At 55.4% G+C, this 26,005-nt stretch carries 15 protein-coding genes, 2 tRNA genes and 3 rRNA genes; 5 read left to right on the top strand and 15 right to left on the bottom strand.

The window, feature by feature from the left end; translation table 11 throughout:
• Positions 1–157: 157 nt before the first annotated feature.
• Positions 158–922, top strand: a complete 765-nt coding sequence (gene glcC, locus RSQ48_RS05490; RefSeq protein WP_415302209.1) for a transcriptional regulator GlcC — start codon at positions 158–160, stop codon at positions 920–922.
• A 2-nt stretch (positions 923–924) separates the two neighbouring features.
• Here the strand turns inward: glcC and RSQ48_RS05485 are convergent, their stop codons facing one another.
• The 6 genes from RSQ48_RS05485 to RSQ48_RS05460 form a co-directional block, all read right to left on the bottom strand.
• A complete protein-coding gene (locus RSQ48_RS05485) occupies positions 925–2,505 on the bottom strand; it encodes a phytoene desaturase family protein (protein ID WP_131071423.1) in 1,581 nt (526 codons plus the stop codon).
• A 917-nt stretch (positions 2,506–3,422) separates the two neighbouring features.
• Positions 3,423–3,535, bottom strand: a 5S ribosomal RNA gene (gene rrf / locus RSQ48_RS05480).
• Between the two features lie 179 nt (positions 3,536–3,714).
• Positions 3,715–6,599, bottom strand: a 23S ribosomal RNA gene (locus tag RSQ48_RS05475).
• 378 nt (positions 6,600–6,977) lie between these two features.
• Positions 6,978–7,053: transfer RNA gene (locus RSQ48_RS05470), tRNA-Ala, on the bottom strand.
• 11 nt (positions 7,054–7,064) lie between these two features.
• Positions 7,065–7,141 (bottom strand) — tRNA-Ile (locus tag RSQ48_RS05465).
• A 93-nt stretch (positions 7,142–7,234) separates the two neighbouring features.
• Positions 7,235–8,771, bottom strand: a 16S ribosomal RNA gene (locus RSQ48_RS05460).
• Together the 16S, 23S and 5S rRNA genes with 2 tRNA genes alongside form the textbook arrangement of a ribosomal RNA operon.
• A 1,611-nt stretch (positions 8,772–10,382) precedes the next feature.
• Here RSQ48_RS05460 and rng point away from each other — a divergent pair.
• Positions 10,383–11,846, top strand: coding sequence for a ribonuclease G (gene rng, locus RSQ48_RS05455; RefSeq protein ID WP_003802398.1), 1,464 nt, complete (start codon positions 10,383–10,385; stop codon positions 11,844–11,846).
• Positions 11,847–12,114: 268 nt separating this feature from the next.
• On the opposite strand, the gene RSQ48_RS05450 is transcribed toward rng, so the two are convergent.
• Positions 12,115–12,573 carry a hypothetical protein gene (locus RSQ48_RS05450; RefSeq protein WP_415302208.1) on the bottom strand — a complete coding sequence of 153 codons (459 nt, stop codon included), beginning with the start codon at positions 12,571–12,573 and terminating at the stop codon, positions 12,115–12,117.
• 30 nt (positions 12,574–12,603) lie between these two features.
• Positions 12,604–14,403, bottom strand: a complete 1,800-nt coding sequence (msbA, locus tag RSQ48_RS05445) for a lipid A export permease/ATP-binding protein MsbA (RefSeq protein ID WP_415302207.1) — start codon at positions 14,401–14,403, stop codon at positions 12,604–12,606.
• Positions 14,404–14,550: 147 nt separating this feature from the next.
• On the opposite strand from msbA, the gene RSQ48_RS05440 reads away from it, so the two are divergent.
• From RSQ48_RS05440 to RSQ48_RS05430, 3 genes are read left to right on the top strand one after another with little or no spacing between them, the layout of a single operon-like run.
• Positions 14,551–15,456 carry a glycosyltransferase family 9 protein gene (locus tag RSQ48_RS05440; RefSeq protein ID WP_059318570.1) on the top strand — a complete coding sequence of 302 codons (906 nt, stop codon included), beginning with the start codon at positions 14,551–14,553 and terminating at the stop codon, positions 15,454–15,456.
• Positions 15,453–16,220, top strand: coding sequence for a YdcF family protein (locus tag RSQ48_RS05435; RefSeq protein WP_003802402.1), 768 nt, complete (start codon positions 15,453–15,455; stop codon positions 16,218–16,220). The genes RSQ48_RS05440 and RSQ48_RS05435 overlap by 4 nt, the downstream gene beginning before the upstream one ends.
• Positions 16,217–16,483, top strand: a complete 267-nt coding sequence (locus tag RSQ48_RS05430) for a YkgJ family cysteine cluster protein (RefSeq protein ID WP_003802403.1) — start codon at positions 16,217–16,219, stop codon at positions 16,481–16,483. The genes RSQ48_RS05435 and RSQ48_RS05430 overlap by 4 nt, the downstream gene beginning before the upstream one ends.
• Before the next feature lie 54 nt (positions 16,484–16,537).
• Here RSQ48_RS05430 and RSQ48_RS05425 read toward each other — a convergent pair whose 3' ends face one another.
• The 7 genes from RSQ48_RS05425 to dnaE form a co-directional block, all read right to left on the bottom strand.
• Complete coding sequence (locus RSQ48_RS05425; RefSeq protein ID WP_003802404.1) at positions 16,538–17,656, bottom strand: glycosyltransferase; 1,119 nt, start codon at positions 17,654–17,656, stop codon at positions 16,538–16,540.
• Between the two features lie 158 nt (positions 17,657–17,814).
• Positions 17,815–18,999, bottom strand: coding sequence for a glycosyltransferase family 4 protein (locus tag RSQ48_RS05420; RefSeq protein WP_081050088.1), 1,185 nt, complete (start codon positions 18,997–18,999; stop codon positions 17,815–17,817).
• Complete coding sequence (locus RSQ48_RS05415; protein ID WP_003802406.1) at positions 18,996–19,712, bottom strand: polysaccharide deacetylase family protein; 717 nt, start codon at positions 19,710–19,712, stop codon at positions 18,996–18,998. The genes RSQ48_RS05420 and RSQ48_RS05415 overlap by 4 nt, the downstream gene beginning before the upstream one ends.
• A 33-nt stretch (positions 19,713–19,745) precedes the next feature.
• The gene (locus RSQ48_RS05410; protein ID WP_051010442.1) at positions 19,746–20,552 is read right to left on the bottom strand and encodes a glycosyltransferase family 2 protein; all 807 of its coding nucleotides are present in this window, start codon (positions 20,550–20,552) and stop codon (positions 19,746–19,748) included.
• The gene (locus tag RSQ48_RS05405; RefSeq protein WP_003802408.1) at positions 20,525–21,367 is read right to left on the bottom strand and encodes a polysaccharide deacetylase family protein; all 843 of its coding nucleotides are present in this window, start codon (positions 21,365–21,367) and stop codon (positions 20,525–20,527) included. The genes RSQ48_RS05410 and RSQ48_RS05405 overlap by 28 nt, the downstream gene beginning before the upstream one ends.
• Complete coding sequence (locus RSQ48_RS05400; RefSeq protein ID WP_415302206.1) at positions 21,364–22,470, bottom strand: glycosyltransferase family 4 protein; 1,107 nt, start codon at positions 22,468–22,470, stop codon at positions 21,364–21,366. Before RSQ48_RS05400 ends, RSQ48_RS05405 begins: the two co-directional genes overlap by 4 nt.
• A complete protein-coding gene (dnaE, locus tag RSQ48_RS05395) occupies positions 22,467–25,943 on the bottom strand; it encodes a DNA polymerase III subunit alpha (protein ID WP_003802410.1) in 3,477 nt (1,158 codons plus the stop codon). Before dnaE ends, RSQ48_RS05400 begins: the two co-directional genes overlap by 4 nt.
• Between the last annotated feature and the right edge of the window lie 62 nt (positions 25,944–26,005).

Raw genomic sequence — 26,005 nt, 5'->3', positions numbered from 1 at the left:
TCTTTGATGACGACGAGCTTGTCCAGCCACTTGCCTACTGGTCCGACCAGTTTTTACCCTAAGCAGCTCCCAGGGTTTATCTTTACACTTAAAAATCAGACAGATAGATAATCAGCTTGCTATCATTGACTCAGGTACACAACTGGTCTGACCACGTATGAAAATGCAGGAATCCCGACATCTGGAGGCAACCGCGGAACTGGTTGCCCAACGTATTGAAACCTTGATCATGGACGGCGTCCTCAAACCGGGGCAAGCACTGCCTTCCGAGCGACAACTGACGCAGAGACTCACGGTATCTCGCTCTGCCCTGCGTGAAGGGCTGCAAGTACTACGAGCACGGGGGCTGATTGAAACGCAGCATGGCAAAGGCTCTTTCGTCGCCAATCTGATCGACTCCAGCGTCAGCACGCCGTTGGAACACCTGCTGCAAGCACAGGGACGCACGCTGTACGATCTACTGGAAGTACGCGAACTACTGGAGAGCGAAGCAGCGCAACTGGCTGCTGCCCGAGGTACGGAAGCCGATCACATCATGATTCGGAGGCGCTTTCAGGAACTGGAAGATCTGCAAATGCAGGATGCTGCGCCGGAACAAATTGCTCGGGCTGACCATGCTTTTCATTCAGCGATCTGTGAGGCGTCACACAACCCGGTGCTGGTACACATGATCAGCCTGTTCAATGAACTGATGCTGTCCACGGTACGCGTATCCGTGCAGCACCTCTATCCTGATCATGACTCCAAACGCAGGCTGGACAGACAGCATGCCCGGTTATGCAATGCCGTCACGCAAGGTCAAGCGGACTTGGCCCGGCGAGCGGCTAAAGAACATATAGATGGGATACGGCGGCAACTACAGGAGATGGAAGCCAAACAGGTGCGCCTGGAGCATGCCCGGCAACGTCTGAATGGCCTCTAGGTTTATTTCGCCAATAGATTGGCCAGCATATAGCCCGATCCAGCCCCAGTCCCCGCACCGGGCCAGGTCGAAGCTCCGCACAAATACAGATCCTTGATCGGCGTTTTGTATTTGGAGTAACCGGCGACCGGGCGGAAGAAGAAGTTCTGATCCAGGTGATGGCTACCCGAGAGATTATCACCCCCAATCAGATTCGCATTGAACTGCTCCAGATCCTGGGGGGACATGACATGGCGGGCCAGAATCTGGCTACGCAAACCAGGCGCATAGCTTTCAAGCAGATCCAGAACCCGTTCGGCGTATGCGTCTTTCAGCTGTGCCCAGTCACCTGCAGCCATCTTGCCGGCAGCGTCGCCCTTGACCTGAGCAGGCAGCACTCGCACTTGAATCCACAAGGTGTGTTTACCCTCTGGAGCACGAGAAGGATCAAGAGCCGTACCTTGTCCAACCACCAACACAGGCTCGGCAGGCAACAAACCGGCGGCTGCTTCGGCATAGACACGACTCATCATGGCCAGATCGGGTGCCAGATGCACGTAGGAGAAACGCTGCAACTCGGCACCAGCTTTCCAGTCGGGCAGGCCATCCAGTGCCAAATGGATCATCATGGTCCCCAGCCCCGGCCGGAACGCATCCACTTTCTTCTGATATTCCTTGGGAACAGCAGCAGATTGCACCAGGCGACCAAAGACCAGCTGAGGATTCAGATTCGCGATCACTGCCTTGTCTGCTTTCAGATGACGCCCATCGGCCAGAACAACGGCCCTAGCACGACCATTCTCTTGCTCAATTGTTTGCACAGGGGCATTCAACAGCAACTCCCCACCCAGCTCCTGCAACAAGCTCGTCATGGCGCGGATTATCGTATCAGCACCGCCCTGCCCGATTACCATACCGAAGGCTTGATTAGCCATGGATTCCAGATAAGGGAACAAGGCACCGCCGGCGGTGTCTGGGGTGAAATCCACATGCAGCCCCCAAGCTGCCATCATGGCTTTTAATGAGTCGCTCTCGAAATGGCGGTCCAAAAAGTCACGGGGTGTCGCCAGCAGCAATTGCATCAGCTCCGCAACGCCATCCTTACCCAGCTCACGCCAGCTTTTCCACGCGCTTTTGAACAACGCCAAGGAAGGCATAGGACTACCCAAGACCGCAAACAGATGAGGAGCTTTGCGCTGAAAGTCCTCCAGCATGCTCTGCCAGGCCTGCGCGTCTTTTTCAGAGACGGCTCGAATCCGCTGTAAAGTCGTTTCCAGATCCGTGCTGACGCCCAAATAGCGTTGATCCCGGAACACACTGGCAAAGCAGTGTTCTGCGGGGACGAACGCCAAGCCATGGCGGACCAACGCATCCTTATGACGTTGAAAAAATGCAGAACCAGCAAAGGAGGACAGGTTCATGGCGCACACATCATGCTTGAAGCCTGGCAAAGTCAGTTCCTGGGTGCTAACCGCACCACCTGCCGAGCTTTTGGCCTCCACGACCAGAACCTTCCAGCCTTTGCTGGCCAACTCCACGGCAGCCGCCAATCCATTATGCCCCGCGCCAATTATGATCGCGTCTACTGCTGTCTCTCCACCCACGGGCAACTCCTTTAGCTCTAAAGTATTTATCCGTATTCTACGGTGCAACGGGGAAACTGAGTAGGAATTTCAGAGCGCATCAAGGGTGGATCGGCAGAACGAACTTAGACAGTGGTCTGGGCACCTTCTACAGACAGACGGGCACCAGAGCCTGCAGCTGGGAGGCGCTGCCTTGATCTGAGCTGACGCTGGTAAGCAGCTCAGCAACTAAGACTGAGGCTGAGGCTGAGACTAAGCCTCACGGAGCGCCGGAGCAGTAGCTTGTGGTCAATAGCCAGCCAGACAGACAGACAGACAGATAGATAGATAGATAGATAGATAGATAGATAGATAGAACGACTACGGAATTGTGAATAAGCTGCTAGCAGTCAACAACTCGATGAAGCCAGCGGCTCAAGGCGTGTTTGGACCACCGAACGCCAAACATCGTCACTACCCGAGGTGGGCAGCAGCAGCAGAAGAAGAAGAAGAAGACAACAGCCGCACAAAAGGGGAACACCAGTTACTCGCAACGCACGCTAAGAGGAAAAAGCACTAAGCGTAGCGCGATCACCCGGCAGATAGACAACGGCTTGATGCGAGAGGCTGAGGTTCAGCAAGCCGCTAAGGCTGAACCCGCCCCTCGTCGGGCTGCCATCGTGCTGGTAGCAGCCGCAGAGGACTCAACATCAACCCTCAAGCACAGGAAGCATACGCAATGACCAACCCCCTCGGCTTGGGCCAAGAGACGTAGTCTGCAACAAGAAGGGATAAGCGGTGCCCAGAACGGGCTTGGGGAGGGGGTGTGGTACCGTCTGAAGTCGTAACCCAGGGGCCAGACGATCAGCATCGTTCCGGTGTATCCGTCGCCGATGCGGTGGCGACCCATAAAACAAAACCCCCGCAAGGGATGCTTGCGGGGGTTTTGAGCAATAAGAGCTTGACGATGACCTACTTTCACAGACGTCCGTCCACTATCATCGGCGCAAAGGCGTTTCACAGTCCTGTTCGGGATGGGAAGGTGTGGGACCACCTTGCTATGGTCGTCAAGCGTAACTGGTTGCCAGGCCGTCTTTAGGGGACGTCCCAGCCAATTGGAAGAAGCACACCGCTAGCGATCAGTACGGATCAGCTAGCAGCGGTTACGAAGGTGTCAAGCGCGGGTTGCGCTGCACTTCAATATTACGTTCTGTGGTCAACAACTTAACTCACTACAACCTCAAGGGTTATAGGATCAAGCCACACGGGCAATTAGTACTGGTTAGCTACATGCATTACTGCACTTCCACACCCAGCCTATCAACGTCCTGGTCTCGGACGACCCTACAGGGGGGTCAAGCCCCCGGGATACCTAATCTTCAGACGAGTTTCCCGCTTAGATGCCTTCAGCGGTTATCTCTTCCGTACGTAGCTACTCGGCAATGCCATTGGCATGACAACCGATACACCAGTGGTACGTCCACTCCGGTCCTCTCGTACTAGGAGCAGGCTCCGTCAAGTATCCAACGCCCACGGCAGATAGGGACCAAACTGTCTCACGACGTTTTAAACCCAGCTCACGTACCTCTTTAAATGGCGAACAGCCATACCCTTGGGACCGGCTACAGCCCCAGGATGAGATGAGCCGACATCGAGGTGCCAAACACCGCCGTCGATATGAACTCTTGGGCGGTATCAGCCTGTTATCCCCAGAGTACCTTTTATCCGTTGAGCGATGGCCCTTCCATACAGAACCACCGGATCACTATGTCCTACTTTCGTACCTGTTCGACTTGTCAGTCTCACAGTCAAGCACGCTTATGCCATTGCACTATCAAGACGATTTCCGACCGTCTCTAGCGTACCTTCGAACTCCTCCGTTACACTTTAGGAGGAGACCGCCCCAGTCAAACTGCCCACCATGCACGGTCCCCGATCCCGATAAGGGACCTAGGTTAGAACCGCAAACAGACCAGGGTGGTATTTCAAGGATGACTCCACGCGATCTGGCGACCACGCTTCAACGTCTCCCACCTATCCTACACAGGCCGGTTCACAATCCAATGCAAAGCTACAGTAAAGGTTCATGGGGTCTTTCCGTCTAGCCGCGGGGAGATTGCATCATCACAACCATGTCAACTTCGCTGAGTCTCAGGAGGAGACAGTGTGGCCATCGTTACGCCATTCGTGCAGGTCGGAACTTACCCGACAAGGAATTTCGCTACCTTAGGACCGTTATAGTTACGGCCGCCGTTTACCGGGGCTTCGATCAAGAGCTTGCACCCCATCACTTAACCTTCCGGCACCGGGCAGGCGTCACACCCTATACGTCCACTTTCGTGTTTGCAGAGTGCTGTGTTTTTAGTAAACAGTCGCAGCCACCGATTCACTGCGGCCTCTTCATGCTTTGTGCGCAGGCACATCACACTAATGAGGCATACCTTCTCCCGAAGTTACGGTATTAATTTGCCGAGTTCCTTCTCCTGAGTTCTCTCAAGCGCCTTGGAATATTCATCCCGTCCACCTGTGTCGGTTTGCGGTACGGTCTCGTAGAGCTGAAGCTTAGAGGCTTTTCTTGGAACTGCTTCCAGTTAGTTTAGAGCCGAAGCTCTATCCAGTCACACCCTTGAATTACGCACCCGGATTTGCCTAAGTGCCTTCTATGATGCGCCAACGGGGACATCCAACACCCCGATAACATTCTGCAATCCGTCCCCCCATCGCACTCTACGACGGTGCGGGAATATTAACCCGCTTCCCATCAGCTACGCATCTCTGCCTCGCCTTAGGGGCCGACTCACCCTGCGCCGATGAACGTTGCGCAGGAAACCTTGGACTTACGGCGAGGGGGCTTTTCACCCCCTTTATCGCTACTCATGTCAGCATTCTCACTTCCGATACCTCCAGCATTCCTCACGGAACACCTTCACAGGCTTACGGAACGCTCTCCTACCATGTGTACTAAAAGTACACATCCGCAGCTTCGGTCTATGGCTTAGCCCCGTTACATCTTCCGCGCAGGACGACTCGATCAGTGAGCTATTACGCTTTCTTTAAAGGATGGCTGCTTCTAAGCCAACCTCCTGACTGTCTATGCCTTCCCACTTCGTTTCCCACTTAGCCATAGTTAGGGACCTTAGCTGGCGGTCTGGGTTGTTTCCCTCTTGAGTCCGGACGTTAGCACCCGGTGCTCTGTCTCCCGTACTGTACTTGCCGGTATTCGGAGTTTGCCATGGGTTGGTAAGTCGCTGTGACCCCCTAGCCATAACAGTGCTCTACCCCCGGCAGTAATATACGAGGCACTACCTAAATAGTTTTCGGAGAGAACCAGCTATCTCCAGGCTTGTTTAGCCTTTCACTCCGATCCACAGCTCATCCCCTAATTTTTCAACATTAGTGGGTTCGGTCCTCCAGCACGTGTTACCGTGCCTTCAACCTGGCCATGGATAGATCGCCTGGTTTCGGGTCTACACCCAGCGACTGAATCGCCCTATTCGGACTCGCTTTCGCTACGCCTCCCCTATTCGGTTAAGCTTGCCACTGAATGTAAGTCGCTGACCCATTATACAAAAGGTACGCAGTCACACCACGAAGGTGCTCCTACTGTTTGTATGCATACGATTTCAGGATCTATTTCACTCCCCTTCCGGGGTTCTTTTCGCCTTTCCCTCACGGTACTGGTTCACTATCGGTCGATCACGAGTATTTAGCCTTGGAGGATGGTCCCCCCATATTCAGACAGGATTTCACGTGTCCCGCCCTACTTGTTCGATGCTTAGTTCCACGTACTGAATTTCGCCTACAGGGCTATCACCTGCTACGGCTGGACTTTCCATTCCATTCGACTATTCACTACGCTAAAACATCCAGGCTGGTCCGGTTTCGCTCGCCACTACTTCCGGAATCTCGGTTGATTTCTTTTCCTCGAGTTACTGAGATGGTTCAGTTCACTCGGTTCGCCTCCACATGCCTATGTATTCAGCATGGGATACCGTATTGCTACGGTGGGTTTCCCCATTCGGACATCTACGGATCAAAGCTTGTTTGCCAGCTCCCCGTAGCTTTTCGCAGGCTACCGCGTCCTTCATCGCCTGTGATCGCCAAGGCATCCATCATATGCACTTATTCGCTTGATCCTATAACGCTTGGTGCTGTTATAGGAATATGAGTATACGTTGTTGCCGTTCATCAATCCTTAGCTGTTATCCAATCCTAAGATCAGACAACGTCTATATTTTTGAGAACTTTCGTTGAACATAATTTGTTCTGTTGCAATCACAACCCGTGTATTGTCATCACAAGTCGACTAATCGTCTTGCGTTTATTAGACAACACACCTTCGTTGTGCTTCTTCCTAATTGTTAAAGAGCAATTCGTGGGTTGCATAACCCAACGAGCAGTATTCTTTAAAAAGAACACTCTTCGTTGAATCTAGCGCCAGGCAAACCGTTGTTTGTCTGTGCCCTATACTCTGTCATGAACCTTGCTGTATCGACAACCAACCACAAAAGCGGTGGTGGAGGATGACGGGATCGAACCGACGACCCCCTGCTTGCAAAGCAGGTGCTCTCCCAGCTGAGCTAATCCCCCGAGGTAATCGTTGGTGGGTCAAGTTGGAATCGAACCAACGACCCCCGCCTTATCAAGACGGTGCTCTAACCGACTGAGCTACTGACCCATCTATCACCAGTGGGCGATACCTTCAATGGTCATGACATAAACTAACAGCCAATAAGTGTGGACGCTTTCGCTTTGCGAGCCATTCGCTCTAAAAGGAGGTGATCCAGCCGCACCTTCCGATACGGCTACCTTGTTACGACTTCACCCCAGTCATGAATCCCACCGTGGTAAGCGCCCTCCTTGCGGTTAGGCTACCTACTTCTGGTGAAACCCACTCCCATGGTGTGACGGGCGGTGTGTACAAGACCCGGGAACGTATTCACCGCGACATTCTGATCCGCGATTACTAGCGATTCCGACTTCACGCAGTCGAGTTGCAGACTGCGATCCGGACTACGATCGGGTTTCTGAGATTGGCTCCCCCTCGCGGGTTGGCGACCCTCTGTCCCGACCATTGTATGACGTGTGAAGCCCTACCCATAAGGGCCATGAGGACTTGACGTCATCCCCACCTTCCTCCGGTTTGTCACCGGCAGTCTCATTAGAGTGCTCTTGCGTAGCAACTAATGACAAGGGTTGCGCTCGTTGCGGGACTTAACCCAACATCTCACGACACGAGCTGACGACAGCCATGCAGCACCTGTGTTCCGGTTCTCTTGCGAGCACTGCCAAATCTCTTCGGCATTCCAGACATGTCAAGGGTAGGTAAGGTTTTTCGCGTTGCATCGAATTAATCCACATCATCCACCGCTTGTGCGGGTCCCCGTCAATTCCTTTGAGTTTTAATCTTGCGACCGTACTCCCCAGGCGGTCAACTTCACGCGTTAGCTGCGCTACTAAGGCCTAACGGCCCCAACAGCTAGTTGACATCGTTTAGGGCGTGGACTACCAGGGTATCTAATCCTGTTTGCTCCCCACGCTTTCGTGTCTGAGCGTCAGTATTATCCCAGGGGGCTGCCTTCGCCATCGGTATTCCTCCACATATCTACGCATTTCACTGCTACACGTGGAATTCTACCCCCCTCTGACATACTCTAGCTCGGCAGTTAAAAATGCAGTTCCAAGGTTGAGCCCTGGGATTTCACATCTTTCTTTCCGAACCGCCTACACACGCTTTACGCCCAGTAATTCCGATTAACGCTTGCACCCTACGTATTACCGCGGCTGCTGGCACGTAGTTAGCCGGTGCTTATTCTGCAGATACCGTCAGCAGCATCCCGTATTAGGGGATGCCTTTTCTTCTCTGCCAAAAGTACTTTACAACCCGAAGGCCTTCATCATACACGCGGGATGGCTGGATCAGGGTTTCCCCCATTGTCCAAAATTCCCCACTGCTGCCTCCCGTAGGAGTCTGGGCCGTGTCTCAGTCCCAGTGTGGCTGGTCGTCCTCTCAAACCAGCTACGGATCGTTGCCTTGGTGAGCCTTTACCCCACCAACTAGCTAATCCGATATCGGCCGCTCCAATAGTGAGAGGTCTTGCGATCCCCCCCTTTCCCCCGTAGGGCGTATGCGGTATTAGCCACTCTTTCGAGTAGTTATCCCCCGCTACTGGGCACGTTCCGATATATTACTCACCCGTCCGCCACTCGCCACCAAGAGAGCAAGCTCTCTCGTGCTGCCGTTCGACTTGCATGTGTAAAGCATCCCGCTAGCGTTCAATCTGAGCCAGGATCAAACTCTTCAGTTTAATCTCTGTGGTTGTCCCGTCTTGCGACGAGACCGATTGTGTCTCAAAGAAAAATTCAGAGTTACACAAGGTAATTCTTCATCTTTCGTTTGTGAGCACTTGATACAAACTTGTGGCGATCCCCGAAGGGTTCGACTCGCTCATTCCAAGCGCCCACACTTATCGGCTGTTAATTGTTAAAGAGCAGTGACAGTTGCCTGTCGTTCCACTGACTAACCCGGCTGGCTCGTCGCGCTTGGCGCTTCGTGCCTTGCTGTGTTAGCAGCAGAGAAACGAGATTATGAAGCAGATCAGGCAGTGTGTCAAGCGTTTTTTTGAAGAAGTTAGAAAGCTTTAAAACCGTCTAACTCGTCCCGCTTAAACCAGAACTTTCGTTCCGAACTACCTGGCGAACAATCAACCGTAAGGCTAACCATTCAACTTCACAAACAAGGGTAAATTTTCAGCGCTGTTACCAACCAGCTAAAAACTTAACGTTGCGTTCTCTGGAGCAGAACCTAGAACTTTAACACAGAATTTTCTGATTTGTCAAGCTCCGGGTTTTACACCGTGTCAGTTACCTGACTCAGTCATGCAAGTTTCGTTGCGGGCCTCTTGGCCAAGGCAGTGAATCTTGTCTAACTGCTCTCTGCGGCGCTTTGAGGGAAAACCCTGTGTGTGCTGCAGCGAGAAAAGAACTATAGCACGATGAAATTTGGCTTTGCAAGCTTTCTTTGGCATTTTTCTGGATATTTGAAGAGAGCAAACCCTGCAAAACGAGGTAGCTAATTGATAACTATGAAGAATCACCCTAAAAATATTTTTAGATTAAGTTCCGGTTTTTGCCTGCTGGCAGGAGGACTCAGCGATCTATAGAGCAAAACACGAGCTAAGCACTGTTTTCTGCACACAAGAATCGCAAAAACCTCCCTCCGTCCTCTGCCTGTTCACCCCACTATATAGATAAGAGGGAAAAACACGCGCCAAAAAACAGTCGCCAGTCGATGGGCTACCTACCTACCTACCTACCTAACTAACTAACTAACTAACTAACTAACTAACTAACTAACTAACTAACTAACTAACTGACCGTCCTGTGGGTTGGTTGGCAAACCAGATGGCGACGGAGAACACACATCATCAGGTCCTCGCCCCAAATCAAGAGTGTCTCTATATAGATAGGAGGTGTTTGAGTAGCCACCCAGATCAAGCATTATGCAGTGCTATCAGCCGCTCGGGGCCCCGGGACAGGGGTTGGGGCGAGTCAGACGACTTACCGCAGGTGTAGTCACCATCGGGGATGCAAGCAGTCTGCTGTTTGAGCCCAAGGTTTGTGCTTGGTCCGGGGGACCAATCACTAGGCGAGTTCAGACTGCGCCCCGATGGTGGCTCGGACAAGGGGACAGGCGCGGGGCACCGGCAAGTAGTCCGCCCCCCCCCCTGTCCCGGGCCCCCGAGCGGCGTCCTATATAGAGCGGCTTGAACCACAAGCGCCCACAAGCAGTCCCCAGAACAAAGGCAAGCGAGGCATTCATCCTCCCTAAACACTCTATATAGTCATAAAGGCATAGCAGCCTCACTGACTTGGCCCTACACTAGCCCGGAACAGATATTCCTTTAGCGAAACTAACCATGCATGAAGACATCCTGATTAACGTAACTCCTTTCGAAACCCGTGTTGCCCTGGTCGAGCAAGGTGCTGTCCAGGAAATTCATATCGAGCGCAGCATCCAACGCGGCTATGTAGGGAACGTCTATCTAGGAAAGGTGGCGCGGGTTCTGCCCGGCATGCAAAGTGCCTTTATTGATATTGGCCTGGAGCGCGCGGCATTTATCCATGTTGCGGACTTGCGCCAGAACCGTACCGAACGCAATCAAGGTAGTGCGACTACACCCATTGAAAAGCTCCTGTTCGAAGGCCAGTCACTCTTAGTACAGGTCATCAAAGACCCCTTGGGCACCAAAGGTGCCCGTGTTTCCACGCAAATCAGCATCGCAGGTCGCATGTTGGTGTATCTGCCTTTTGACCCTCATATCGGGGTATCACAACGCATTGGCTCGGATGCGGACCGAATCGAGCTGCGAGAACGTGTCAGCCGTCTGATGCCCAAGGATGAAAAGGGGGGGTTTATCGTCCGCACTCAGGCTGAATGTGCCACAGACGAAGAAATCAGCGCCGACCAACAGTATCTGCGTACACTCTGGACGCGCATTCAGCAACGCATCCGCGAACAAGGCGCCCCCTCGGTGTTATATACAGACCTGAGCCTGGCGCAACGTGTGTTGCGCGATATGGTCACCCCCAACACTCAATCCATCATCGTGGATTCGCGTACGGTTGTACAAGAAATGAAGGAATGGGCCCAGATTTACACGCCGTCCGTACTGGAGCGCATCAGCCATCACAAAGGCAGCCGCGCCTTGTTTGACACGGCCCACGTCGATGAGGAAATCAACCGCGCCTTGTCGCGCCGGGTGGATTTGAAATCTGGCGGTTATTTGATTATCGATCAGACCGAAGCCCTGACAACCGTAGATGTGAATACCGGCGGCTTTGTGGGCGGGCGCAACTTTGACGACACCATTTTCAAGACCAATCTGGAAGCGGCCATTGCCCTGGCTCGCCAGCTGCGCTTGCGCAATCTTGGCGGCATCATTATTTTGGACTTCATTGACATGGACGACCCCGCTCACCGGGAGTCGGTATTGCAGGAGCTGCAAAAAGCACTGGCCAAAGACCGCACGCGTGTGACGATTAACGGTTTTAGTCAGTTAGGCTTAGTGGAAATGACGCGCAAACGCACGCGCGACTCTCTGGCACATCAACTTTGCGAGCCCTGCCCAACCTGCCAGTCGCGCGGCTCAGTACGGACGGCTCGCACCGTCTGCTATGAAATTTTGCGTGAGGTGCTGCGCGAGGCCAAGCAGTTCAATCCCAAAGAGTTCCGCATCCTGGCATCGCAGGAAGTGGTGGATCTGTTTCTGGAAGAAGAAAGCCAGCATCTGGCGGTGGCGGGAGACTTTATTGGCAAGCCTATTTCTTTGGAGGTAGACCCCCATTACTCCCAGGAACAGTACGACATTATTTTGCTGTAAATCCACGGTGCCCGGGACGAGCAGCGCGGACACTGTGGGCAACGCTCTGGCTCGCCCTGCCCCACACGCCAGAACTTGAGCAGGCGGGGACTCGGTCTTGGGCTCCGGGACAAAACACGGGTTCACCCTTGTCAAGAAAAGCCCTTGCAAAAACGATCAACCTGCCAAAAAGGCGGGTCAAGAGTGACTCAGGGGGGTTACCTGTCATCTGCGTGGCGTCTGAGCAGAGCCGGACGCGGTGCTCTTCACGCCCAGAAAACCGTGATGCTTAAAGCGGCGTAACGGGCACAAAGTCATCCTCGGGCACCACCTCTTTAGGCGCATCCTCGGGGTTACATACGCCGGGAGCACGCAAAGAGGTAAATATTTCATTGATTTCCTTTTTGACGTTGCCCGAGTAGCTATAAACCTTGGCATCTACCCAGCCTTTTTGCATCAGGGTCAGGTCCACCAGAATACTTTTTTCCCAACCCGTCCCCGGCTCCAGTTCGTAACGCAAGGTCCCATAGCTGGCTTGACGCTCGTCCATCTTGAATACGGCCGCTTTACCGCACTCTGCCTGATGTTTGAACAAGGCGCGCTGAATGGCTACAAAATCCATATTGATGCGCCGCTCGGTCTTGAAATAGCTGGAGCGACGCAAATCCTGCTCCCGCAATTCTGCATTCTGCTTGGCGCACCCTGCCAACACAGCCAAACCAGCCAGCGCAAGAATGATTTTCTTCATGATGTTCCTTATGGTGCAGCCCCCGGCTGCTTACTCGTTGAACTGAAATTGCATTTGGTAAAAACCGGCGTATACACCGTTGCGGGCCAACAGTTCATCGTGACGACCCTGCTCAATAATCCGCCCCTCATCCAGCACCAGAATTTGATCGGCATTTTGAACCGTGGACAAGCGATGTGCGATCACCAAGGTGCTGCGCCCCTTCATCAGGGTCTCAAGCGACATCTGAACCTGGCGTTCGGACTCATTATCCAGCGCCGAGGTGGCCTCATCCAGAATCAGGATCGGCGCATTTTTGATCAGGGCACGAGCAATAGCCAGACGCTGGCGCTGACCGCCAGACAAGGAATTGGCATTTTCGCCCACCATCGTATCGAGCCCCTGCGGCAGACTTTCCACGAACTCACGCAGATTGGCCGCTTCCAGCGCTTCCCAGATACGCTGTACAGAAACATCGGCATCGACGCCGGCGCCGTACGCCACGTTCTGGCCAATCGTCGCCTCAAACAGCACGACATCCTGGCTGACCAGAGAAATGTGGCTACGCAAGCTGCGCAAGGTCAGCTCTTCCGACGCAATACCATCGATTCGAACTTGTCCGCTAGTCGGAAGCAGAAAGCGTGGGACCATATTGGCCAGTGTCGTCTTCCCACTGCCCGAGCGCCCCACCAGCGCAATGGTCTGTCCCGGCTGGACGGCAAAGCTGACCTCTGACAAGGTGTTGCGATGGGCATTGGGGAAACGATGCGACACGGCATCGAATTCAATATGGCCGTACACAGGCTGCTTGAGTTCGCGGGTGCCCGTGTCCGGCTCTGGCTCCTGATCGACCAGCTTGAACACGCTTTCTGCGGCCACCAACATGCGTTGCATGGTGCCCGTGATATTGGTCAGGCGCTTGATCGGGTCAAAGATCTGCCCCAGAGCAGCCATGAATGCCGCAAAGCTGCCTATGGTCAATGTGCCGGTATTGGCCTGATACAGGGCTACAAAAATGACCCCGGCCACTGCAATGGACACAAACAACTGAGTAATGGGCGACAAGGCGGCATCAGCCGAGGCTGCACGCATGGCAAAACGACGCAAGCGGGCGTTCACATACCTGAAACGGGTGTTTTCACGCTCATAACCATCAAACAGCTTAATGACGCGCTGGGCATCAATGGCTTCGCTGACGACCCGGGTCAATTCGGCATTCATGTTGACGGTATCGCGGTTGATGCGTCGCAGTCGGCGCGACACCATTTTGGCCACGAAGACCGAGGCAGGCATGACCAGAAACACGATGACGGTCAGTTGCCACGACATGTAAAGCAGCACGCCCAGCAAGGCGATGACCGTCAGGGTTTCACGCACCACAACCGTGACCACTTCTGTGGCCACCCCTGTCATGGTGCCCGCATCAATCGTGAAACGGTTCAGCAAGCGACCCGTGTCGCCTTGTTTGAACTCCGAATCGGACAATCCCAGCAGGCGCGAGAACATGTCTGCCCGTAACGTCAGCAACATTTTGTTGGCGATCCAGGCAAACAAATAAGAGCTGCCGTAGGTGGTGATTCCCCGTACAAACATCAACCCGATCACCGACAAGGGGATGGTCCACATATAGTCGGGATTGGCGCCGGTAAAGCCCCCGTCCAGCAAAGGCTTCATAATGACCGCCAGGACCGGCTGGGTGGCCGAGGAAATGCTGACCAAGATCAGCGCGACCACGACAACCTTCCAATACGGAAGCAAACGGCTGTAAATGCGCTTCCAGAGATCGGATTTGACGGGATCGTGCCCAGCAGGCTTGATTTTGGATTGTATGGCGTTGGACAACGAGGACACCCTATATACTATCTAATTGTGTTTATTCTAACGCTCATTGCCTGAATCGAGCGTCCCGGCTCTTGTACGCTCTGTCTCGTTGTCCTGTTCATGTCTGATCCCTCTGCCCTTTACCTGCGATTGCCTAATTGGCTAGGCGATGTATGCATGAGCCTGCCGTGTCTACAGGCTCTGCTGGATACCGGTTTGCCGGTTGTCGTGTGCGCCCGTCCCTGGGCCCGCGAACTGCTTTCGGCTTACCCCTTGCACGGTTTCATTCCCATGACCAGCCACTGGCATCAGGACGCCAAAGCCATACGTCGCTATCGCCGCCAGCATGGCCATCACAATGCGTACGGCCTGCTGCTGCCAGACTCGCTAAGCAGCGCTCTCAGTTTCAAACTGGCCGGCCTGCCAGCCTGCGGCTACCGGGACGATGGTCGTAGCCTTTTATTACGTTGGCCGATCAATAAACCGCAAAAGCAGTTGCATGCAGTGCAATCCTGGTTCTATATTGTTCAGCAGGCTTTGGCACTGTGGCATCTAGGCCCGGTTCCTGAACAAGCCCCAGCCACCCTGGACTTGACGCTCAGCCCCCTGCAACGGCAAGAAGGCGACAACAGTCTGCGCCAAGCCGCCCTGCGCCCCGGTGACTATATTCTGATCGCCCCGACGGCAACGGGACTGCATAAAGGCCGTGTCAAAGTCTGGCCTTATTTCGACCAACTGACCCGCCATCTGCAAGCCCAAGGCAAAACCGTCATTATGTGCCCCCCGCCCAACGAGTATGAGGCCGCCCTGCAAAATGCGCCTAGCGCACGCTGTTTGCCGCCTTTGCCCCTGGGCGCGTTTGCACGACTTTGCCAGCAGGCGCAGTGGGTTATTTGCAATGACTCCGGCGTGTCTCACGTCGCCGCCGCCATCAAGGCCCAGCAACTGACCCTCTGTGGCGTCACCAACCCCGAAGATACCGGCCCCTGGTCTCCACGGGCGATCTGCCTGGGTAGGGATGGTCAATGGCCGACGTTGGACGAGGTGGTACATGTCCTGGAGTCCAAGCGGGAACATCCATGAGCCTATCGAGCATTCTGACCAGCCTGGTCATTCCACTGAATTTGTTTGCCGCCCTGCTGCTAGTGGCGGTCCTGCTGTTTATCGTGCGTCTGCGAAAAACTGCCGCTGCGCTGGCCTTGGCCGGCTTACTCTGGACAGGCGCCTGGTCCTTGCCCGCCACCAGCCTGTATGCCGGTGGCTATCTGGAGAAGATGTATCCTTACCAGCCTGCCGCCCAGGTGGAACAAGCCGATGCCATCGTGGTGTTGGGAGGGCATACAGCCCAAAACCGCAGCAACTGGTTTTTGCCACAGACGGCGCAAAGAACCTCGGCACGGGTAGAGCGGGCTGCAGAACTCTATAAGGCGGGCCGGGCCCCCTATATCGTCCTGTCCGGCGCGGCCCTGGACGGCGGGGTGAGTGAAGCCCAGGTCATGGCTAACACCCTGATCAATCTGGATGTTCCCGCTTCCGCCACACTGATGGAAAACAATAGTCTGACCACCCAGCAAAACGGCGAGTACACGGCCCAGTTGCTGCAGGAAAAGCAAGCCAGACGGGTTCTGCTGGTCACCTCTGCCCTGCACATGCCTCGAGCCATGGCCATTTTTCGCAAGCAAGGAGTCAATGTGATTGCGGCAGGCGCCGCTCCACAGCTGACGGTACCGAACAGTCCCGGCTTTTCCCTGTGGAAGCCCAGTCTGATGGCCTTGCAATCGAGCCGTTCCATCATCAAGGAATACGTTGGAATTCTGGTGTACTGGTCCCGAGGATGGGCCGCATGATCTGTCGTTCCGACTGCGGGGCCTGCTGTATCGCCCCCTCGATCTCCAGCCCCATCCCCGGTATGCCCGACGGCAAACCCGCTGGTGTGCCCTGTATCCAGCTTGATGAACAACAGCGATGCCGAATTTTTGGTCAGCCAGAGCGGCCGGCCTGTTGCTCTGGCTTGCAAGCTAGTCGGGAAATGTGCGGGGAAAAGCGGCAGGATGCGTTGATCTGGTTAAGCACCTTGGAAACGCTGACCGCTCCTGGCTTGAAGTCTTAAACAAAGAGACATTCAGGCTCAAGTCCAGAATGTCTCTTTTTTTACCAGGGACGCTTAGCTGCCGGTTTTCGCTTTCAGATAGGCCTGATAGGTATCTAATGAAAAACGCTGTGCATCAAACCGTTTTTCTGCTCTGACTCTGGCCCGTTTACCCACCGTATGCAGACAGTATTTCTGACACAACATGTCCCGTACGTGAGTTTCAATGGCCGCCACGTCACCACATGGCACCACCCAGCCCTCATGCTGATGCTCTATGCTCTCTGGCAAACCGCCCGCGTTGGAGATAAGCACCGGCAGCCCCAATGCCAACGACTCGTAGCACGCATAAGATGCCGACTCTTTATACGACAAGACAAAACCGACATCACACGCTGCCAATACCGAACGAACGTCTTTGACCAATCCGGGAAACACCACTTGTTGCGCACACCCCAAGGCCTGTACCTGTTCGCAGACCGCAGGGGCAGGCGGATCGCCAGCCACCAGAATCCGCACGCGCTGTTTCAGCGCGGGCTCCAGACGGGCCACGGCCTGCACCAGTAGCAGCCAGCCCTTTTCCAGATCCGTTCCCCCTACCGAGCCCAGAACAAGACAGTCCTCTGTCACGCCCGGACCAAACAGCGCCAAACGGGCCGCCTGTTTTTCCTGCCGACTGACCGGACGATAGTGTTCCAGGTCCAAACCATGGTAAATCCGCTCAACCGTGCAACGTCGATAATCCGAATGGGCCAGTTGTTGTGCCACATAATCGCTAACAGCAATACACAGATCGGTTCCAAAGCGTGCTCGCAAGCGATTGCCAAGACTATGAACGCGATTGGTATTGTGTTTGGTCCAGATAATGACGGGGGGCTTGGGCAGCATCTTGCTGGCGATCATGACATGACGATGATCGGTACTGCCGTTGCAATGCACGATATCAAAGCTCTCGCGCCGCAAAAAATGGCGCAGACGCCACATTTCAGACAAAGCGGCCCCTACTCGGGCTGTGTAAAAGCCCGGCAGCACCCTGACCCCCGGGATCTGGGAGGCTTCGCGATATAAACGACCCGTTGTCGGCGCCGCCAGCGTAAAGTCACACCGATGCGACAGTCCGCGCAACAACCCCAAAATATAGGTGACATGGCCGCCGCCATTACCGTGGTGTATATCCGTGATCAGGACCTTCAAAACTCGCTCCATCAGCGGCTGTGGATGACAAGTAAATGCTCAGGTCAAGCATCTACCGGCCACAAAGTGTATTCGCTATTTCACAAGCTGAACAATGACTGAACGCCAGCTCGGGCGTTTTTATATCAGTAAAAGAGAAAAACGGGTCTTGGGCAGCCTTATGCTTGGCGGCGACGCAACACTTTTTGATACAGGTCTTGATACCGCGCTGCCACGGCCGGCCAACTGAACTGGACAAGCAGTTCACGAGAATTTTCGACCAGATTGCGTGCCATCACCGGATTTTTGCTGATTGCCTCGATACCTTGGGCCAATTCCCGGGCATCTTCGGGATGGCTGAGCAACAGCGCATGATAGCCACCCTGCACATACTGGGCAAAGCCACACCAGGGGGCCGGACTCAAGACCACGGGCAAGCCATAAGACATAGCCTCTAAAGGCGCCATGCCAAAGCTGTCATTCAGGGTGGGGTGTACGTAAATATCGGCAGCACGATAAAACGGTTCGACGTTGGACGTTTCCCCCTGCAAGATCACGCGATCCTGCATGTTCAAGGCCTGCAACTGCTGTCGTATTTGATCCCGCAGCCCTGGTTTCCCTCCTACAACCAGCAGACGGTAATGATCGGGTAGTGTCGCCAGGGCGTGCAAGACGGTATTTAAGCCCTTGCGCAGCGGATTGCGTGCCACCAGCAGGCACACCACCTGTTCCTTGTTAAAACCCAGGGACTCGCGAACACGGGCACGCTCGACTCCCTGAGGGTCCGCTTTGGGCATAAGCACACCGGGAGCAATCACCGGATAATCATGCACATTGCCATACGATTGCTGCAATTGCTCGGCAATCAATCCCGATACCGCAACAACAGCATGCGGCCCAGGACGCAAACGACGCTTTTCCAAACCCAGATAACCCCAGACCCGAGGGCTGAAATACGAGCCCAGCTTTTTCAGCCAGGGCAAAGGCCGCACCCGCCAGTTAAAACGAACGGGGGTCACATGAACGACCTCCACATCACCACACCAACCATTCATATGCGAATGAACAATATCAAAGCCCTGGGCAGTGGCCTTGGCCGTCTGGCGCGCAAAGAGAATACCGCGTATCCAGCCCGGCCAGCGTGCCCAATGACGGATAGGGACATAGGCCAGCTTCAGGTCGCAGCGGCTGTCATATTCGCGTGCAAAGACAGTGATTTCATGGTGCTGCGCCAACTCGCGCATCAGTTCAACGCCATAGGCCTCGGCGCCCCCGAAGCGGTTGCCAAAGCGGTCGACCACAAACGCAATGCGCAGGCGCTCGGGAATCGCCACGTCAGTATCCTGGGCTTGCCCTGAGCTCATGAGCGGGATACCGTCCGGCGCTTGTCTTCCAGCCGCGTCACGCATTTTTGGAGGAAACGCAAAATATTCGTGGAACGCGAGACAGTGACACGTGGCAGGTCAAACAGATCATCATCGAGACGGGCCAGCCCCCGGTTGGTGGTGGTGGCATTCAGGTAGCCCGCTTGACGCACCTGCTCGCGAATCCCCTGATTCTGATCCCCATAGGGATAACAAAAGGCGCTGACCTCTACTTGCAACGCCTCTTGCAGCTCTGCCTTGGATTGCGCAATCTGGTAATGCGCAATTTCCGAAGAGACATCAGTCAAATGTACATGATCGAGCGTATGCGAACCCGCTTCGTGCCCGGCATTCACCCAGGCCCGCAATTCGGGCAAGGACATCAGACCGGAATGCGGTACGCCTTTGGGCTGATCCCAGAAATTGGAGCCATCCAGATGACGGGCAACAATGTAATTGGTCGCGGTAAAACCCAACTCGTCCAGCACCGGCATGGCGTTCTGAAAGACGTTTCGATAGCCATCATCAAAGCTGATCCCCACCACCTTGCCCTGCTTTTCACCGCGCAGGTACGGCATCAACTGGGCCATGGAAAGGCCCCGGTAACCCAAGCGCTTGAGCCAGGTCATCTGGCGCCGGAAGTCGGTGGGATGCACGGTCAAACCACGATACGGCGAGCCTTTGGGCGCGGGCACGCCGACCTGATGGTACATAAGTATCGGAATCATAGGCGGCATTATAAGGGGCTAATCAGACTTCTGGCGGGTGTAATACCAGAGCTTACTATATCGAAACAAACTGCCCGAAGCGGCCATGCAGGCCAGGATAAAGCCCTGCGGTCCGTCCAGAAAACCCCGCCGAACGACATAGTGACGCACAAACGTCCAACTGGCGTGGCCTGCAATAGCGGGCAGGCTGGTCGTCTTGCCCTTGGCCTGCATCTGGCGCGCCGCATCCGAGGAATAGCGGTTGATCTTGTCAATAAACACTTCCAGACTGGCGTAGGGGTAATGCAGAAAATGGCCTTCTAAAGTGAGCACGGGCGCGGTAGTCTGTACGCTTTCATGGACTTTGGCCTCATTAAAACGAGCCGTACCGCGCTTGAATAAGCGCAAGACCCGATCCGGCCACCAACCACTATGACGCATCCAGCGCCCGGCAAACTCGGACAGGCGTGCGATCCGGTACGCCGTGCCTTGAGGCTGGGCGATTTCCTGCTGAATCAACTGCGCCAGCTCAGGGGTGACGCGCTCATCCGCATCAATGGACAACACCCAGTCGCCCGTAGCCTGATCCAATGCCCGGTTTTTCTGCGGTCCAAACCCAGGCCAGTCTGAAGTGACCGTAACCTTCGCCCCCATGGCGCGAGCAATCTCCACCGTCTCATCCGTGCTGCCGGAGTCCACCACGATGATCTCGTGCGCAAACGCGACCGACTCCAGACAGGCACGAATGTGTGTCTGTTCATTTTTGGTGATCACGATAACGGACAGGCGCGCCCCGCTGCCCAAGGGGGCGACTGCTGTTACTTCTGTCGTTGACGACGGCGCCATGCTTTCCACCTGTTGAAAATCGGCCCGATCACGGGATGGACCGCCACGTTCAGCCTGCGCCCGACGGACACGCCCGTGGTATCGCGCACGGCAAAACGATAAATATGCAAAGGATCACTGCCGGGCTGGTTGGAGCCAAAGGCTCGCGTTGTGTACAAATAGCGAAAGCCCGCCTGCTGGGCGAGCTGCACATAGTCCGGATCAAAATAACCTTGAGGCCAGCACAACTGGTCTGAGACCATTCCCATGTTGGCGATCAGAGTTTTGCGGGACTGCTCCAGCTCCCAGCGCATCTTGTCATTCTTTTGATCGCGCTGCTCACTCAGATCCCAGCGAGTATGGGTATGGGTATGGCTATGGAACTCAAACACCCCATCGGCCTGCATAGCGTGAATTTCACTCCAGCGCAAAATCACTTCATCGCTCCGGCCTTGGGCAATCCGTGCTTCGCATTCCCGATGGTCCGGGCATACAGGCAACTCCTGGCCCTGGCCCAGACAAGGACGCACAGGCCCCTCGTTGATCCAGCTTGTCACCAGGAAGATCACGGCATTAAAGCCATACTTTTTCAGCAAGGGATAGGCGTAGACCCAGTTATCCAGGTAACCATCATCAAAGGTAATCAACACCGATTTGGGTGGTACGCCCTGACCTTGCAAATGGCCAGCAAACTGCGCGCTTGTCAGGCTGGTCCAGCCGTTTTTCTTCAACCATTGCAAATGCTGCTCGAAATGCTCGGGACTGGCATTGATCATGCCCCCTTGCGGGGTGACATGGTGATACATCATCACGGGCACGGTATGGGCCACTTTCATCCCTGAAGCTCCTTTAGCCAGCGATAATAAGCGCCCTCCAGCCGATCGCCCATGGCAACTGGCGTAAAACGCTCGTCACTACGACAGAACAGGCGGCCAGCGGCGCCCATCTCCTGCCGCAATCCGGGGTTCTGAATCAATTGCTCCAACGCCTCCCCCCACGCCTGCTGATCATGCAGGTCCACCAGAAAACCGCTACGGCCCTCCTGCATCATTTCCGGCACACCGCCCACGCGGCTTCCCACAACAGGAATGCCTGCACACCCTGCCTCCGCAAAGACCGTCCCCGAGGCTTCCATGTGGGTAGCCAGGGCGAACACATCCAGATTGGGAAGAATCGACGGCACGTCGGTACGGGCTCCCAACAAATGCACACGGCTCTGCAAGCCCAGACTGGCAATCAGGGCTTGCAATTGCTCATAGCCCGGCGACCCCCCTCCCACCAGCACCAGATGCAGTTTGGGATAACGGGCAAACAAGGTCTGCATGGCAACAATCAACTCATGATGCCCTTTATCGCGCCGCAACACGGCAACACAGCCCACCAGCAAGGTATCGGAGGCCAGCCCCAATTGCGCACGCAAATCGAGCACAGGTGCACGGTCTATGCGCGCCGGGTCGACACTGGGGTAGACCACTTGCACCTGCCCGGGTTTCACCCCCCGCTCGATCAGGTGATCTCGCACGTAGGCGCTGGGTGCAATCACTCGCTTGGGCACGATGGTGTAAGACATCAAAGAGCCCACCTTCTTGGCCAGATGGCGCGTGCGCACGATCAAGGGAGTGCCCGCAAGACGAGCTGCCACGCCGGCCAACATGGTGTCGCGACGGCTGTGACTGTTCAAGACATCAAACCGCCCCTGGCGCAACACGCGGCGCAAGTGGCGTACGCCACGCAGATAATTGGCCGTACCATCCATCAGCAAGGTATGAACAACAAAGCCCTCATCACGCAACCGTTCGGTCAATTGTGCATGCGGCTGACACGCCGCCTCTACCTGATGCCCGCGTTCTCGCAGAATGCGCATGGCATGCAGGATGTAGTTTTCCTGACCGCCAAAGCTGGTGGCGGCTTCCGAATGCAGAATGCGCAACGGCTTCATCGGTAGCTGATCTCCACATCCGTGGTCGCGTCCCATGCTTCCAGTTGCTCCAGCAGGGAGTCGGCCAGACGTACGCGCCATTGGGCTCCCAACTGAACCACACACTCATAATCGGGGCGCTGTAACTGCACTTCAACCGGCACGCCGCCCTGCTCCTGAGCACGGTGCGGGGCCAGAAGACTGTGCAGACGCTGCGCGTCAGCATGATGATTCAACCCGATGCTCAAACAACTGGCGCGCGCTTCGCGAGCCAGTTGCAAATCAAAAATGGCATCCGCATTGATACGCAGGCCGCCGGTATAGTCGTCATTGCTGACCTTGCCTTGAATGATGACCAACTGATCCTCTTTCAAACGCTGACGATGCTCTTCAAACAGCTCATTGAAAATGGCGACTTCCAACTGGGCCGAGCCATCATCGAGCATGGCATACAGCATCTTGCCACGACGGGTCATGCGCACACGCACGGCCGAGAGCACTCCTGCAAACCACTGCGCACTGCGTGATGCCTCCAGACGGGCCAGTGGTGTGGGCGCAAAACGGCGCACTTCATCGCGCCAGGCATCAAACAAGTGACCGCTGAAGTAAAAGCCCAGCGCCGTCTTTTCCTGACGCAAGCGATCCTGCAGACTCCACGGGGCCACTTTGGCCACCTCGCCTTCCACAATATCGTTGGAATCGTCGTCAAACAATGAGGACTGATTGGCACTGCGTTCAGCCTGCTCCGCGGCCTCGGTGGCGGCACCAATACTGGCCAGCAAGGCGGCCCGATTGTCGTCGATCGAGTCAAAGGCGCCTGCCCGCACCAGCGCCTCAATCGTGCGCTTGTTGACCTGATGACGATCCACCCGACGACAGAAATCAAACAGGCTGGTAAAAGGACCGCCTTGTTTGCGAGCCTCCACAATGGCCTCAACTGCCGCCTGGCCGGTTCCTTTAACCGCCCCCAGACCATAGCGCATGGTGCGGGGCGGCAGGCCTTTTTCGGTATAACTATCCTTGACCGGCTCAAACCGGTAATTGGAGGCATTGATATCGGGTGGCAGCACTTCCACGCCATTGGCCAGGGCGTCTTTCCAGAAAATCTGTACCTTGTCCGTATCGTCCATATCGGACAGCAAGGTGGCGGCCAGAAACTCGGCGGGATGGTGGGCCTTGAGCCACGCCGTCTGATAGGCGATCAGCGCATAGGCGGCAGAGTGACTCTTGTTAAAGCCGTAGCCTGCAAACTTTTCCATCAGGTCAAACAGCTTGACCGCCAGTTCCGGGTCGTGTCCTTTTTTGACGGCCCCTTCCTGGAACAGCACACGATGCTTGGCCATCTCCTCGGGCTTTTTCTTGCCCATGGCACGGCGCAGCAAGTCGGCGCCCCCCAATGAGTAGCCACCGATGATCTGCGAGATCAGCATCACCTGTTCCTGGTAAACAATGACCCCGTAAGTGCTGCTCAGGGTGCTTTCCAGATCAGGGTGGAAATAATCGACCTCGGCGCGACCGTGTTTACGGTTCACGAAATCCACCACCATGCCCGACTCCAGTGGACCCGGGCGATACAAAGCCAGCATGGCGATGATGTCTTCAAAGGTGGAGGGCCGCAAACTGCGCAGCAGCTCTTTCATGCCCCGCGATTCCAGCTGGAACACCGCCGTGGTATTTCCTTCGCACAAGAGCTTGTAGGAAGCCTCGTCATCCAATGGCAGCGCCATGATGTCAAAGTCGCGCTTGTCTGCGTTGAACTGGCGCACATAGCGCACCGCCCAATCCAGAATGGTCAGGTTGCGCAAGCCCAAAAAGTCGAACTTGACCAGACCGGCAGCCTCCACATCGTCCTTGTCATATTGCGATACGGCGTTGGCGTCCGGGCCTGGCTGCGCGTACAGGGGGCAAAAGTCGATCAACTTGCCCGGCGCAATCAAAACGCCCCCGGCGTGCATCCCCACACTGCGCGTCAGCCCCTCCAGCGGACGGGCCAGATCGATCAGCGCTTTGACTTCCTCGTCATTTTCGTAACGCTCGCGAAAGGCGGGCTCGTCGGCCAGCGCCCGCTCCAGCGTCCACGGATCGGCAGGGTTGAACGGGATCAGCTTGGACAAGCCATCGCACAGGCTGTAGGGCAGCTCCAGCACCCGGCCCACGTCACGCACCACCGCTTTCGCACCCAAGGTGCCAAAAGTCGCGATCTGGCTGACGGCCTGCCGACCGTATTTTTGTTTGACGTAATCAATGACGCGCTCGCGATTGTCCTGACAAAAGTCCACGTCAAAGTCAGGCATGGAGACCCGTTCAGGGTTCAGGAAACGTTCGAACAGCAAGTCATAGCGCAAGGGGTCCAGATCGGTAATCCCCATGCTGTACGCTACCAGGGAGCCCGCCCCCGATCCCCGACCCGGCCCCACGGGCACGCCATTGTGCTTGCCCCAGTTGATAAAGTCCGCCACGATCAGGAAGTAGCCCGGAAAACCCATGGAAATGATGGTGTTGCATTCCCAAGAGAGGCGCTCCTCGTAAGTGGGACGCTGTTTTTCGCGTTCGGCCGGATCGGGATAGAGCTGCAGCAAACGCTTTTCCAGCCCTTGCTGGGCCTGTTGAATCAGAAAGTCGCCCAGCGACATACCCTCAGGCGTTGGGAAATCGGGCAGATAAGGCTTGCCCAATTCCAGTTCCAGATTGCAACGCTTGGCAATCTCCAGCGTGTTCTCCAGTGCAGCGGGAACATCGGCAAAACGCTGCTGCATTTCATCCGTACTCAGAAAGTACTGCTCCGGCGTAAAACGCTTGACCCGCTTGGGATTGGCCAACTGCTCGCCTTCGGCGATACACACCCGCACTTCGTGAGCCCGAAAGTCCTCTGGCGCAATGAACTGAATCGGGTGCGTGGCCACGACCGGCAAGTCCAGCTCCGCAGCCAGACGCATGGCGGCCTGCACGTATAGCTCATCACCGTCCGCGCCACTGCGCTGCAATTCGATATAAAAAGCGCCGGGGAACAAGGACTCCCAGTGATGGGCACACTCACGAGCCAACTCCAGATTGCCATCGGCCAGGGCCTGGCCGACATCCCCCATGCGGCCACCGGACAGCGCAATCAAACCGCTGCACTCCTTAAGCCAGGCACGCTGCACTTCGGCGCGCCCCTTGTACTGGTTGCCCAGCCAGGCTCGAGTCAAAATATCACACAGACTTAAATAACCCGCCTCGTTTTGCACCAGCAGCAGCAAGCGCGCCGGTTTTTCACGGTCTTCCTCGTTCTGCAGCCAGATATCACATCCCATGATGGCTTTCAGCCCGGCTTTGCGTGCCGAGGTATAGAACTTGATCTGCCCGAACAAATTGGACAGGTCCGTCAAGGCCAGCGCGGGCTGACCATAGGCCTGCGCTTTTTTAATCATTTCGGGGATACGGGCGATGCCGTCCACCACGGAAAATTCCGAGTGGGATCGCAAATGGACAAAGGAAGGGGTGATTTCGCTCATGATGGAATTGTACTTAAGCCGATCGACATTGGTGGCTCTGAAATAAGACTGCAGCCGATGAG

This window comes from Alcaligenes sp. SJTW-7, from assembly GCF_047716895.1.
Classification (GTDB): domain Bacteria; phylum Pseudomonadota; class Gammaproteobacteria; order Burkholderiales; family Burkholderiaceae_B; genus Alcaligenes; species Alcaligenes ammonioxydans.
This window is presented reverse-complemented; position numbering and strand designations above follow the sequence as displayed.